At 60.3% G+C, this 13580-nt stretch carries 8 protein-coding genes; 1 reads left to right on the forward strand and 7 read right to left on the reverse strand.

All coding sequences use genetic code 11. From position 1 onward, the window contains the following. Positions 1-68: 68 nt before the first annotated feature. From O2N64_RS01000 to O2N64_RS01030, 7 genes are all read right to left on the reverse strand, one after another. Positions 69-1559, reverse strand: a complete 1491-nt coding sequence (locus O2N64_RS01000; protein ID WP_271078444.1) for a tryptophan halogenase family protein — start codon at positions 1557-1559, stop codon at positions 69-71. Then, positions 1556-3589: a glycoside hydrolase family 97 protein gene (locus O2N64_RS01005; protein ID WP_271078445.1), complete on the reverse strand. Its 2034-nt coding sequence runs from the start codon at positions 3587-3589 to the stop codon at positions 1556-1558. Before O2N64_RS01005 ends, O2N64_RS01000 begins: the two co-directional genes overlap by 4 nt. Further along, the gene (locus tag O2N64_RS01010) at positions 3586-5181 is read right to left on the reverse strand and encodes an alpha-amylase family glycosyl hydrolase (RefSeq protein WP_271078446.1); all 1596 of its coding nucleotides are present in this window, start codon (positions 5179-5181) and stop codon (positions 3586-3588) included. The genes O2N64_RS01005 and O2N64_RS01010 overlap by 4 nt, the downstream gene beginning before the upstream one ends. After that, entirely contained in the window at positions 5178-7025 is a 1848-nt protein-coding gene (locus O2N64_RS01015; protein ID WP_271078447.1) for an alpha-amylase family glycosyl hydrolase, read from the reverse strand. Before O2N64_RS01015 ends, O2N64_RS01010 begins: the two co-directional genes overlap by 4 nt. Continuing rightward, positions 7022-8542, reverse strand: coding sequence for a tryptophan halogenase family protein (locus O2N64_RS01020; protein WP_271078448.1), 1521 nt, complete (start codon positions 8540-8542; stop codon positions 7022-7024). Before O2N64_RS01020 ends, O2N64_RS01015 begins: the two co-directional genes overlap by 4 nt. A gap of 131 nt (positions 8543-8673) precedes the next feature. Further along, complete coding sequence (locus tag O2N64_RS01025) at positions 8674-11481, reverse strand: TonB-dependent receptor (protein WP_271078449.1); 2808 nt, start codon at positions 11479-11481, stop codon at positions 8674-8676. A gap of 207 nt (positions 11482-11688) precedes the next feature. Beyond that, entirely contained in the window at positions 11689-12384 is a 696-nt protein-coding gene (locus tag O2N64_RS01030; RefSeq protein ID WP_271078450.1) for a DUF6445 family protein, read from the reverse strand. 124 nt (positions 12385-12508) lie between these two features. Between O2N64_RS01030 and O2N64_RS01035 the strand changes: the two genes are divergently transcribed. Continuing rightward, positions 12509-13543, forward strand: coding sequence for a LacI family DNA-binding transcriptional regulator (locus O2N64_RS01035; RefSeq protein ID WP_271078451.1), 1035 nt, complete (start codon positions 12509-12511; stop codon positions 13541-13543). Positions 13544-13580 lie beyond the last annotated feature (37 nt).

A 13580-nucleotide genomic window follows, 5' to 3' on the forward strand; every position in this document is an offset into this window, starting at 1 on the left:
TCGCCTAGCAGCGATGCCGAAAACCGCCGAGTAAACAGGTGTAAAAGCGCTCTTCGCGGCCGGTGCGACTAAATTCCGAGTTCGGAGAAATTCGCCGTGCAGGCGGTAAGCATGCCTTTGACCTGATCCAAGTTCGCGGCCTGCACTTGCGAAGGCAAAGAATGCATCTTCGCTGCGGGCGGGAAAGCGCCATAGCCTGCAAACAGGCAATGCCAGCTGGCAGAGGAATAGGCCTGCACCGGATAATTCTCGCGATTGGCAGCCGCGATATCACCATGGGTGAACCACGCGGTGAGCATCGCTTTCAACCCGTCCGACAGATTCTGGTTCGCTGCATTCTCGCGCCAATAGTCTGTGTCGCTGCGTTGGTTCAGGCGATAATGGCCGACGATGTAATCGCGAATTGCATCATAACGTGCGCCGATATTGCGGTTGAAAGCATCGCGATGCTGCGCGGTGAAGCCACCTGCTTCATAGGCTTCGGCAAATTCGAGCGCAGTGGCGATGACGATGTGCAGAGCGGTCGCCTCCAGCGGCTCGACGAATCCCTGCGCGAGCCCGGCAGCGAGGCAATTGCCGCGCCAGCTGTCCTTCATGCGGCCCACTTTCATTTTCAGGAAGCGCGGCTCGGCCTCACCTTGCTGGAGGCCTACGGATGCGAGCAATTCCGCCGCTGCGTCCTCGTCAGAAATGTGGTCGGAAGAATAGACATAACCGTTGCCGGTGCGCGTTGTGAGCGGGATGTGCCAGCGCCAGCCGGCTTTCATCGCGATGGCCTCTGTCTGCGGGCGGAAATCTGAGACTTTTTTGGTCGGCACCACCACGGCGCTATCATTGAAAAGATTTTCGCCGAAGGAGACGAATTCGCCGCCCAAAGCGCCTTGCGCGATCATCGCGCGGAAACCGGAGCAATCGACAAACAGATCGCCGGTGATCCGCTCACCGCCTTCGCACAGCAGAGCTGCGACCTCGCTTTGCTCGGTGGTCTCGATATCTTCGACTTTCAGCGGGCGATGCACCAGGCCGCGCGCCGTCGCCCAATCACGCAGGAACGCGCCCAGTTTGTAGGCATCGAAATGGTATCCATAGCTGGGCGCAAAGGGGAAATTCTCACTCGCCTGCGGACCCTTGCCTGCCTCGGCCAAGACGCTGGCGAGGAACCAGTCATCGGGATGCGCAGGCACATCGAAGCCGCGCCGCGCCAGCATGCAGTTGTGCGTGAAGCCCGGTTCGCTGTGCAGGTCCACAGGGCCGGGAAACGGATGGAAGTAGCTTTCGAAACCGGGGCGTTCGCTCCAGCCGGTAAAGCGAATGCCCAGCTTATAGGTGGCATCGCATGCGCTCATCCAGTCGGCCTCGGCGATACCGAGGTGATCGAACATGGCTTTCAGCTGCGGGGTCGATCCTTCGCCCACGCCGATGATGCCGATATCCGGGCTCTCGATGACAGTGACTTTGCCGCCGCGATCGGCCCAGCGGTGGTGGAGCAGGCAGGCGGTAATCCACCCTGCGCTGCCCCCACCAAGGACAACGATATGCGGAGGCGTTGGCTCGCTCACTCGCCGGCAGGGGCGATTTCAACCGCGAAACCGCCAGCGCGCGCCATGTGCAGCGACAGCGTATCGGTGCTGCGTACCGTGCAGCTGCGCACATTCATCGCGTGGCGATTGTCGCCCATGCCGTCGGCTCCCTCACCGTCTTCCCAGATCGTGGCGACATAGTCCCTGCCCGGCTCAAGGAAGTCCAGCGCAAAGCTGGCATCGCGCGCCTGATCATCGGTTACGCCGCCCACGAACCAGGTGTCACTGTCTCGCACCTGTCGGGCAATCACAGCGTATTCGCCAACCGCACCATCAAGCAGCAGGCTTTCATGCCAATCCACGCCGACACGCTGCACGAAATCAAGCGCGCGCGGGTAGGCGTCGATATTCTCGGGCAGGTCGGCGACCATCTGGATCGGCGAATAGATTGCGATGTAGAAGGCGAGCTGGCGTGCCAGCGTGCTCGGAATGTCAGGCTCGGTCGCGCCGCGACCTTCCAGCGAGAAGACTCCGGACGTGTAATCCATCGGACCGGACAGCATGCGCGTGAAGATCAGCTCCGGCACATGGCCCGGATCGTTCTTCGGCACCGCCCAGGCATCATATTCCGCTCCGCGCGCGCCTTCGCGGCTCACCCAATTGGGATAGGTGCGGCGAAGCCCTGTATCCTTCACCGGCTCATGCGGATTGACCGCGATGCGATGTTCGGCGGCTTCCTGCACTACGCGCAAATGGTGGTTCACCTGCTCCTGCCCGTCATGCCAGACGAAAGTTTCTCCGCCCTCGCCATCGGGAGCGATAATGCCGCCCGCATCGGCAACGTAACCGGTCTTCACCGCATCGATGCCAAGCCGCTCATAAAAAGCCATCGCGTCCTCCAGCTGATCGCCATAGACGTCGATATTACCGCCCGTTTCATGGTGCCCGATGATCCGGACGCCGCGTTCGCGGGCGTAGTCGGCTAAGAATTCGATGTCGAAATCGGGATAGGCCTGGGTGAAGCTATAGTCCCGGCCGTTGCCGAACCAGTTTCCGTCCCAGCCCACATTCCAGCCTTCGATTAGCACGCCGCGAAAGCCGTGCTCTTCAGCGAAGTCGATATAGCGCATGGCGTTCTCGGTGGTCGCACCATGGTTGGGTCCGCTCGCCCAGCTACTTTCATCGAGGTGCATTTCCCACCAGATGCCGATGTATGTGTGCGGTTCCACCCAGCTGACATCGCCCAAGGCATTGGGCTCATTCAGATTGAGGATCATCGCGCTTTCGAACAGGCCAGCTGGGCCGTCGGCAATCTGGATGGTCCGCCACGGGGTGTGAAACGCCCCTTCCCGCACCACTTTGGGCCCTCGCGGGCTTGGCGCGAGCGTTGCGCGCAGGCGTGTGCCCTCCATCCGCCGCAGCCACATGCCCGAGTAATCGACCAGCGCAGCTTCGTGGAAGGAGATATGCGTGCCGTTTTCCAGCACCATCGTCACCGGCGTGTGCACGGTGGAGAGCGCGCTGATCGGCGTACGCTCATAGAGATATTCGTAGCGATTCCAGTCGCCTGCGGGGATCGACCATGCCTCCCCATCACTGGCGATGCGGAATTCGGTCAGCTCGTCAGCGATATTGGCGACAGGCATGCTCGCCTGTTCGGGAAACTCGATGCGGAAGCCCACGCCATCATCGAAAACCCGCATGCGCACTGTCATTTCACGCGCGTCGTCATCGCCCTGACGAAAGGTGACGGCGAGCTCGTTGTGCTTGTCGCGAATGAAGCGGCGTTCGCCCCAGGGCTGCTCCCATGTCGCATCGTGCGAGTTGGTCGTTTCATTCACCACCGTGAAGCCGCGGCGCATCGGATTGGCATCGGTGAATGTGAAGCCGATCGTCGACGGATTGATCACAGCTTCGCCATCGAACATCACCGAATAGGTCGGAATACCCTCGCCATCGGCATCGAGCGTCGCGACAATGCGGCCATCGGGCGACGTCACCGTACCGGCGAGCGCGGCTGCGGGCAGCAGGAAGGCGATCAGCGAAAGCAGGGATCGGAAAAGGGTCATAATTGCATCACCAATGCTGCGAAGGGGGGAAGTGTTTCGGGCGAGGCGCCGTTGATTGCTGCGATGGTTGTCCCGCTGCTCATGGCGCTACCCAGCGTTGCTGGCTCTGCGCCGAGGTTGAAGACGGCGCGAATTCTCTCGCCATCGGCCACACGTTCGAGAGTCAGCAAATCACCGCTCACTTCACATGCGCCCACCGCGCCGTGATGCAGCGCCGGATGCGCCTTGCGCAGCGCGATCATCGCGCGCGTGTGATTGAGAAGTGAATGATCGTCCTTGTCCTGCGCCTCGACAGCGCGGCCGATATTGTCTTCGCCCAAGGGAAGCCATGGGGTCTCGGACCCGAAGCCGCCGCAATCGCACATCTCCCATGGCATTGGCGTGCGCGCTCCGTCGCGACTGAGCGTCAGCGGCCAATTGGCAATCGCTTCAGGATCGTGGAGCTGCTCGAACGGGATATCGACTTGCGTCAGGCCGAGCTCTTCGCCCTGATACAGGATGATATTCCCGCGCAGGCAGGCGAGCAGTGCCGCTTTCAACCGCGCGAACGCTTCGCGATCTTCCGGCTTGCACCAGCGGCTGAGCGCGCGCGGTGCATCGTGGTTTTCGAAAGCCCAGCTTGGCCAGCCAAGGCCTTCCTCATCAGGCCAATGCGCCAATGCGGCGCACACCAGCCCGGGCGTCAGCTTGTCGGCATAGAGGAAGTCGAAGCCGTAAGCGGAATTGAGATGTGTCTCGCCCGCGGTGAACGCTTTCATCTCCACATCGGCATCGTCCCCGCCAACTTCCGCGACAGTGAAAATGCCATTGTACTCGTCTGTCAGCGCGCGGATACGCTCGATGAAAGCCGGGATATCGGCATGCGACTGGTTGTTGATTTTCAATTGGAAATCGAACGGCCGGGTGCGCTGCTTGTCGGTCGCCGGAGCGGGCGGATTATCCTTCAGCTCCGGATCGTGCATCGCAAAATTGAGTGCGTCGATGCGGAACCCATCGACGCCGCGATCGAGCCAGAAGCGCATCACGTCGAGCACCGCATCCTGCACATCGCGGTTGTGCAGATTCATTTGCGGCTGCGAATTCAGGAAATTGTGCAGGTAATACTGGCCGCGGCGCGCATCCCATGTCCAGGCCGGTCCACCGAAAACGCTCTGCCAGTTGGACGGCGGCGAGCCATCGGGTTTGGCGTCTGCCCACACATACCAATCCGCCTTCGGGTTCTCGCGGCTCGAACGGCTCTCGACGAACCACGAATGTTCATCGGAGGTATGCGAATAGACCTGATCGATCAGGACTTTGAGGCCCAGCTCATGCGCGCGCGAAACCAGAGCATCGAAGTCGGCCAGCTCGCCAAAAATCGGATCGACGTCGCGGTAATCTGACACATCGTAGCCGAAATCCTTCATCGGGCTGGTGAAGAATGGGCTGATCCAGATCGCATCGACGCCAAGGCTGGCGACATGGCCAAGGCGCGAGGTGATGCCCGGCAAGTCGCCGATCCCGTCGCCATTGGAATCCATGAAGCTGCGCGGATAGATCTGGTAGATCGCCGCGCCCTTCCACCAAGGCAGCGTGGTCGCGTCGCCGCTCACTCGGCCACCTCGCTTACCCGGCACACTGCCCAGCCGAAGGCGGGGATCGTGAACGGCGCACTGCCCGGTGCCGCAACTTCGGCAGGACATTCGCCCGCCAAGGTCTGAAACGCGCGCGCTTCGTAATTCACCCAGATATTCGCAGAGCGTGCTTCAGCGGTCGTGTTGAACACGACGAGATACTCGGTACCGTCTTCCGGATCGAAGCGAGCGGCGGCGAAAATGCCGGGCTCCTGCTCATAATGGCGCACCTGCTGGTGCCCACGCGTCAGCGCGGGATGCGCGCGGCGAATCTCGGAGAATTCGGCAATCAGCTGGTAAAGCGGATGTGTCTGATCGAAATTGCTTTCCGCCGTGGTGGCATCGGTGCCGATCAGGACGTTGTCATTATATTCGTCCGTCAGGCTGGGGAACATGGGCTCACGCGCGCGCTGGTCATTGCCATCGCCGACAAAGCCCTGCTCATCACCATAGTAAATGACCGGAGAGCCGCGCAGGCTCATCATCATCGCATGGCCGAGCATCACGCGCTGTAGCAGCTCCTCCTGCGAAATGTCGGGCATGTCATCGCGGATCAGCGTGCTGAACCGGCCCATGTCGTGATTGCCGAGGAAAGTCGGCAGGGTGCGCGCGGTTTCTTCCCCGCCTTCATACAGCACATCCCCATCGAACATATGGGCAAGCACAACCGTGCCCTGATCGCGGCCGAGCAGTTCGCGCATGGCGGCCTGGAAGGCGAAATCGAGCACCGCAGGAAGCTGATCGCGCCGCGTGTATTCGGCGATATAACCGTTTTGCGGGATGTCCTTGTAGACTTCGCCGAACATGTGGAAGTTGGTGATGCCAACGCTGTCGGCGCAGCTTTCCATCGCGGGCACGAATTCTTGCCAGAAGCCCGGATCGACGTGACGCGCGGTATCGATGCGGAAGCCGTCGACACGCGTCTCGGTAATCCAGTCGCAGAAGATCTCGATCATCCCTTCGCGCACCCGCGGATGCTCTGTGAAGAGATCGTCCAGCCCTGCGAAGTCACCGAAGCGGCTGTCTTCACCGGTAAAGCTGCTGTTGCCGCGATTATGGTAATAGATCGGATCGTTGAGCCACGCTGGCACTTTCACGTCGCGCTCAGCTTCAGGCACTACCGGAATATAGGCGTAGTTCGGATCGGTCAGGCGGGCGAAGTTTTCTTCGCTCGAATCCTCGTGCCCCATGAAGCCTTCGTTGATCGGCTCCCCGTCGGGGCCGCCGCGCGTTGAATAGGGATAATCGCCCATGCTGCGGTATTCGAAATTGGTCTCGGACCCATCTTCGTATGTAATCACATCGGCTGTGTGATTGGTGATGATGTCCATGTAGACTTTCATACCGCGCGAATGTGCCGCCTCGACGAAGGCGATGAATTCGTCGCGCGTGCCGAAGTGGCCGTCAGGACGGGTGAAATCGGTGACCCAATAGCCGTGATAGCCCGCACTCTCGTCACCGGGAGGGCCCTGCACCGGCTTGTTCTGGAAGATCGGCGCGAACCAGATCGCGGTGATGCCCATCTCTTCGAGATAGTCGAGGCGGCTCGTCAAACCGGCAAGATCGCCGCCCTGGAAGAAGCCGCGCGCCGTCGGATCGAAGCCGGTTTCGAGACGTCCGCCAGTGAAGTCGCCAGTGTCGTTGGTGGTGTCGCCGTTTTCGAAACGGTCTGGCAGCACAAAGTACACGATTTCCTCGCTCGGCAGCCGATCGAGATAGGCGGCACGCTCGCTAGTATCACTCTGCGCGGCCTGCTGTGCGGTTGCACAGCCCGGCAAAGCGGCGCTCGCCATCAGGATTGCGGCGATGTGGCGAATAGTCATGCGGGTACCTCCGAACGGGCTGTCCCGTTCACATAATTTTGCAGAAAATCGAGATGGCGCGGCATTGGCTTCACTTGCTCGATCAGGGACATCTCGGTCTCGTCGAGCAGCGCGCGAAGATCGTCCTCGGAAATGGCGTCGGCGATCGGATTATATCCCCCCGCCTCTACACCCTGCCCGGCGAACACCTGGAACCAGCCCACTTCGGTGAACAATTCCTCATGCTCGCGGTGGATGAAGCCCGAAGCTTTCCACTGCTCAAGCTTCGCGGTCAGCGTGGCGGGCAATTCCATCGTGCGAACGTGATCCCAGAACGGCTGCCCTTCGCGCTCATTGGCGGTGTAATGCAGCACGAGGAAATCGCGAATCCGCTCCCACTCGAAAGTAGACTGGTGGTTGAACCAGTCCTTCGTCGCTTGCTCTGCCTTACCGCCAGCCTGCGGCATGACGGCCATGAAGCGACTGATCGCGCTCTGGATCATGTGGATGCTGGTCGATTCCATCGGCTCCATGAAGCCAGCAGATAGGCCCACGGCGAGACAGTTGTTTTTCCAATGGGCGCGGCGCTTGCCGGTGGTGAAGCGGATCGGGCGCGGATCGGCCTGACGCTTGCCATCAAGATTGGCGAGCAGCGTCTCGCTCGCTTCTTCATCAGACAGGAAGTCATTGCAATAGACGAGGCCGTTGCCGATCCGATGTTGCAGCGGAATGCGCCATTGCCAGCCAGCTTCCCGCGCGATCGCCTTGGTATAAGGCGTAAAATCACCGCCGCCCTCGCATGGCACGGCCATGGCGCGGTTGCAGGGGAGGAAATTGCTCCAGTCATCGAAACCAGCTTCGAGCGCGCCTTCAATAAGCAGGCCGCGAAAGCCGGTGCAATCGATGAAAAAATCGCCTTCGATCAGCTCGCCACTTTCTAACGTCAGCCCGGTGATGTCGCCGCTATCGGCGGCCTGCTCGACAGCGCCGATCTTGCCTTCGACACGGCGGACACCGCGTGCCTCTGCGAATTTGCGCAAAAAGGCAGCGTAAAGGCCAGCGTCGAAATGATAGGCATAGGGCAGTTCACGCCCCTGGGTGGTTTTACCGCGATGCATACGCATGGTGCGCGCGGCGAGTTCGTTGAGCGAATAGCGCTGGAGAGGTTTGGCGAACCCCGCCTGTTTTGCGCGCAGCCAGTAATGCTGGAATGGCAGCAGGCCCAGCGGGCGACCGATATCGCCAAAGGCGTGCATGTAAGCTTCGCCCTCGCGCCGCCAGCCATCGAATTCAATACCGAGTTTGAAGCTTCCCCGCGTCTCCCGCAGGAATTCCGCTTCATCAATGCCGAGCGCGCCGTTGAACAGATGGATTTGCGGGATCGTGGCTTCGCCGACACCCACGGTGCCGATGGCATCGCTTTCAACCAGAGTGATGCTCGCGCCCGGAGGAGCGAAGCGCGACAGGGCCGCTGCGCTCATCCAGCCAGCGGTGCCACCGCCAGCTATCACATATCGGGTTGAAGCCTTCTCGGTCATAGCGCTGCCCCTGTCTCAAAGCTGGCAGTGTCGCCAGCTCTGCAATCACGTCTCCCATGGGAGACATAGCGAGACAAGTATGCCGGCGGGAAGCTCAAGGGAGTGCAAGCTCCCCGCCGGCAAGCTGTCGATCAGAAGCGGTAGGACACACCGATGAGGTAGGTCCGGCCATACTCTTCGTAATCGATGATCTGTGCTTCATCGCCATTCTGGAAGGAGATGAAGGGTTCGTCAGTCAGGTTGAGCGCCTGCAGCGTGAAGGACAGGCCATCCAGCGCACCACCTTCGAAGCGGTAACCGATCTGGGCATCGAAAATCGATTCCGGATAGGTTTCGCGGAAAGTACGGCTGGCCGAGATACCGATGAATTCGGCAAGGAATTCGGTACGGTAACGGTGGCTGACGCGCGCTTCAAAACCGCCGCTTTCGAAGAATGCGGTGGAGTTGACGACGAATTCCGAAAGACCCGGAACATCGACGTTGAAGCTGCCGCCACCCGGAGGTGTCACTTCCAGTTCGCTATCGGTGTAGGACACGCTGGTCTGGACACCGAAACCTTCGAGCGCATCGGAGAAGACGCCGAACGGAAGGGCAAGGCTTGCCTCGATACCGAAGATGTAGCCGTCCGCACCGTTGTCCGGGCCCGAAACGAAGCCCAGCGTCTCCTGGCCGCTCTGGTTGAAGGCATCGAGCTGCGCACCGCTCAGCGACGGCACAAGGTAGGAGAAGTCCCGCAGCACGGATGCGTTGGGGTTCACGAAATCCTCGAGCCATTTGTAATAGGTCGCTACCGAGATGTAGCCCTGCGTGCCGGCAAAGTAATGCTCGGCCGAGAGGTCGATACCGTTCGCGACATAGGGGCGCAGCTGCGGGTTACCGCCGCCACCGCTGAAGATCGAGCCAAGCGGCTCCTGCGGCTGGTTGGCGATGCTGGCATTGGACGACGCGTTGAGCTGGTCCATACGCGGACGGGTCAGCGTGCGAGCAGCACCCAGACGCACCACGGTGTCGGGCCCGACTTCGAAGTTGAACGTCGCGCTCGGCAGGACGTGCAGATATTCGTCACCTGCTTCGACCGGGATCAGCGTAGCGCCGACACCGCCGGGCGATTCGAAGCCGCTCGAGCTCTGGTCGGTGTAGACGAACTGGACGCCGACGTTACCCGTCATCGGGATCGCGCCGATTTCGGTGTCGAGATCGAAGCGCGCATAGCCGGTGTAGACATCTTCGCGAACGGTCCAGTCACCCGGGAACGGCAGGCTGGAGCTCTGCACGTCGGTCAGGACATAGGTGCCATCGTTCAACAGAACGAACGGATCGTATGTGACCTGCGGACCGAAGCCGAGGAAGCTGAGAGCAGCAGTCGGCTCCAGCAGCGCGCTGCTGGGCACCGGCGTACGGGTCACAGCACCGTCAGCAGCGATCACCGAAGGGCCACCAGCAAGGCTGATGAAGTTCTGAGTGATGTCGCGGCTCTTGGTACGCTGATCGTAATTGAAGCCGATGACAGCCGCTTCCAGACCATCGAAACGACCGCGGAAGAAAGATGCTTCTGCGCGAACGCTCCACAGCTCGTCTTCGGTTTCGGTGTCGTTGATGAAGCCGGCCTGGACAATGCCGCCAGCACCCCAACCGCGCGGGTCGGTCAGCTGGATCAGGTTCGTGTCAGAATAATCGATCGTGTTGCTGAACAGGAACGGGAAGCCGCCAGAGTTGCGGTTGTAGGTAACAGTATCGGAGGTCGTTCCGCCAGCTGCATAGCTGAGGCCCGAATAGCTCTCGATCTGCTGCAGGCGACGATCGCTGCGCGAATAGGAAACGTCGGCCATCAGCATGATGTCGTCGTTTTCATATGTCGTGTTCCAGCCGATTGCGAAGGTTTCGGTGTCCTTGCGATCATAGTCGTTGCGAACGACGGGCTGCACGCCGGTGAAAGTCACGGAATCCGGGAAGTCACCGCCGCTGGTGTCGGAGATAGCCGTTCCGGCACCCCAACCCGGGTTGAACGGGAATTCGATGCCGCGCTGCGGAATGCGCTCACGATAATCGGCATAGAACACATCCAGCGTGGTATTCCACTCAAGGCTCGGCTCGTACTGAAGCGTGCCGAAGATGCCAAGGCGATCAAGATCGACCGAGCGCGCAAACGGCTTCATACCGCCGAGAACAGCCTGGCCCGAATCGTCGGGATAGCCCCATGCGTTGAAGCGCTGCACCTGGCTCGGGCTCGACTGATAGGCAGCGCCGATTGCGAGACCCAGAGTGTCGTCAGCAAACTGATCGACATAGGTGCCGGTGGCACGATAGCCGAAGCCATCGATGTCGGGGTTAAGCGAGCCGTCTTCATTGAATTCGTAACGTGCGCTCAGCGACAGCACGCGCTCATTCGCGTCGAGCGGGCGGATAGTGCGCAGGTCAACCGTACCGGCGAGACCCTGACCGATCAGGCCAGCATAGGGCGTCTTGTAGACGACACCGCTGTTGATAAGCTCTGCGGGATACTGGTCATACTCGACGGCGCGGTTGTCGCCCGAAGAAACGAGCTGGCGACCGTTGAGAAGCGAGGTAGAATAGTCCGGGCCAAGGCCACGGATCGAGAGGCTCTGCGCGCGGCCATCGATACGCTGCACGGCAAGGCCAGGCAGGCGGCCGAGCGTTTCGGCGATGGAGATGTCGGGCAGCTTGCCGATGTCTTCAGCCGAGAAGGCTTCGACGATGGCGGTGTTGTTACGCTTTTCGCCAATCGCGGTTTCAAGCGCCTGACGGTAACCGGTGACGAGGATGGTGTCTTCAGGTGCATCCTGTGTCTGATCGTCAGCGGTCTGCTCTTCATCGAGCTGATCGCTGCTTTGCGCCACGGCGACGCCCGGAAGGGCCAGGGCGGCAATCGCAAATGCGGTGGTACTGGCACCAGCGCGAAGGGTGTTTCGGATATTCATATATTCCCCCGGATAAAGGCCGGGAGATATGGGTTTCCCGCCCGGCAGTCCTGCTCCAAAAAAACTCACGGATTTTGGGTCTGTCGCCCAATCTCGTGTGTCATGATCTACGTCCGGTTCGGGCCAATAAGATAGACAGCATACGTATACGCAATCCTATGCATAGAATGCGCTGTTGCTAAAATGCTGCATATGAAACGTGGAAAATCAAGCCTTTAGGAAAAGGTTGAGGGTTAGCCTGCCGGTGCGCGCATCGGGATCGGGCACGAAGCCTTCACGCATCGCGGCGCAATGCAGCGTATTGCCGCGGTAGATTATCATGCGGTTCGCGACACCTCTCTCCCGGTGGGTCTGCGCGAAGATGGGCGAGCTTTCATCGATATAGCTGGCGGGCGGGATCCCGTGCTCCTCAGTCGCCCGCTCAAGCTCCGCCAGATAGCGATGGTAGCGTGTGTCATCGACACTCTCGAAGCCCGTGGCGTGTTGGCGATAGAACGCCGTGCCACACGCCTCATCGTCGGAGAGATAAAGGAGCACAGCAAGCCGCTCAGGCTCTGTCCCGTCGAAATGCGGCAGGCGCTGGATCGGGTCCAGCTCGGCTGGCGATTTCGTAACAAGACTGAGAAAGCATTCGAAAAAGCGCGGCTCGCGTGACAGCCCGAACAGGGTCTGCAAGGTGCCGAGCAGGGGCGCGACAAGTGGCATGGCGATCTTTTCCGACACCGCTGCCCGGATGCCCGGATAAAATGGCCCAATCGGCTTGTAGGTATGCTTCGCCGCGATCTCGCGCACCAACTCGAGGTCGGCCAGGGCTCCGTCCACCTGCATCAACGGCTGCTCTTCCTCGCCAAAGGTCGATGCGACAATTCGTGAATTCGGTGAAAGGGTCAGCGGTGAAGTCATGTCACTGTGTTCCGGATATCAACACGCTGCGCAATGCCGCCCCCTGATGATGTTTGCAAATGAAACGGGGCCAGCCTAACCTTCTTCACGCAGGTGCATAGGGAGTGGCACTGCAGGAGAGATCATGGGACGCGCCCCGACTGGCCGACCGACCAGTTTTGACATCGCTTATCTTGCCGGGGTGTCGCAGCCGACCGTCAGCCGCGCCTTGCGTGGAGACAAATCGGTCAGCGAGAAAACGCGTGCGCGGATCAAGGAAATCGCCCGCGATCTGAATTACACTGTCGACAAGAATGCGTCCTCCCTCCGTTCCCAGCGATCCAACACCATCGCCTTGCTGTTCTTCGAGGATCCCACGCCCGATGAAAGCATGATAAACCCGTTCTTCCTCGCCATGCTGGGATCGATCACCCGCGCCTGCGCCAATCGCGGGCTCGACCTGCTGATATCGTTCCAGAGGATGGAGGATGACTGGCACGTGCAGTATCAGGACAGCCACCGCGCGGATGGCCTAATCCTGCTCGGCTATGGCGACTTTACGCTCTACAAGCAGCGGCTCGATCAGCTCGAACAGCAGGGCACGCATTTTGCGCGCTGGGGTTCGGTGTCGAGCGATCTCAACGGTACGACGGTTGGTTCGGACAATTTCGGCGCGGGGCAAATGGCGGGCGAGCATTTGCTGTCGAAAGGGCGCCGCAAGATCGCCTTCCTTGGCCATGCCGATGAACATTACCCCGAATTCGAAAGCCGGTATCAGGGTCTTTACGCCGCTCTGGTAAAAGAGGGTATCGAACCGGATGCCGACCTACAATTCGATGCCATCACTACCGAAGAAGCCGGATACACCGCTGCGAAAGACCTACTCGCTTCAGGCAAGGAATTCGACGCAATCTTTGCTGCCAGCGATCTGATCGCAATCGGCGCGATGCGCGCACTTGCCGAAGCCGGACGAAAGGTGCCGGACGATGTCTCAGTCATCGGCTTTGACGATATTCCCTCCGCCAGCCTGACCAATCCGCCGCTGACCACGATCATGCAGGATATCAAAGGCGCGGGCGAAAGGCTGATCGCCACTCTGCTTGCCGATGTGGAAGGCAAGGAAAAGCCCGACAACCGCCTTCCCGCCCGCCTCATCAAGCGTGGCAGCACGGGCGACTAAGGCGCCTCTTCACATTCGTATACGTATTGTCGCGCGC

This window comes from Aurantiacibacter sp. MUD61 (genome assembly GCF_027912455.1).
Classification (GTDB): domain Bacteria; phylum Pseudomonadota; class Alphaproteobacteria; order Sphingomonadales; family Sphingomonadaceae; genus Alteraurantiacibacter.

Bases quoted from the DNA above. Each gene is read 5' to 3' on its own strand.
- O2N64_RS01015 (WP_271078447.1), bottom strand. From the start codon at position 7,025: ATGACTATTCGCCACATCGCCGCAATCCTGATGGCGAGCGCCGCTTTG.
- O2N64_RS01005 (WP_271078445.1), bottom strand. From the start codon at position 3,589: ATGACCCTTTTCCGATCCCTGCTTTCGCTGATCGCCTTCCTGCTGCCC.
- O2N64_RS01025 (WP_271078449.1), bottom strand. From the start codon at position 11,481: ATGAATATCCGAAACACCCTTCGCGCTGGTGCCAGTACCACCGCATTT.
- O2N64_RS01020 (WP_271078448.1), bottom strand. From the start codon at position 8,542: ATGACCGAGAAGGCTTCAACCCGATATGTGATAGCTGGCGGTGGCACC.
- O2N64_RS01035 (WP_271078451.1), top strand. From the start codon at position 12,509: ATGGGACGCGCCCCGACTGGCCGACCGACCAGTTTTGACATCGCTTAT.
- O2N64_RS01030 (WP_271078450.1), bottom strand. From the start codon at position 12,384: ATGACTTCACCGCTGACCCTTTCACCGAATTCACGAATTGTCGCATCG.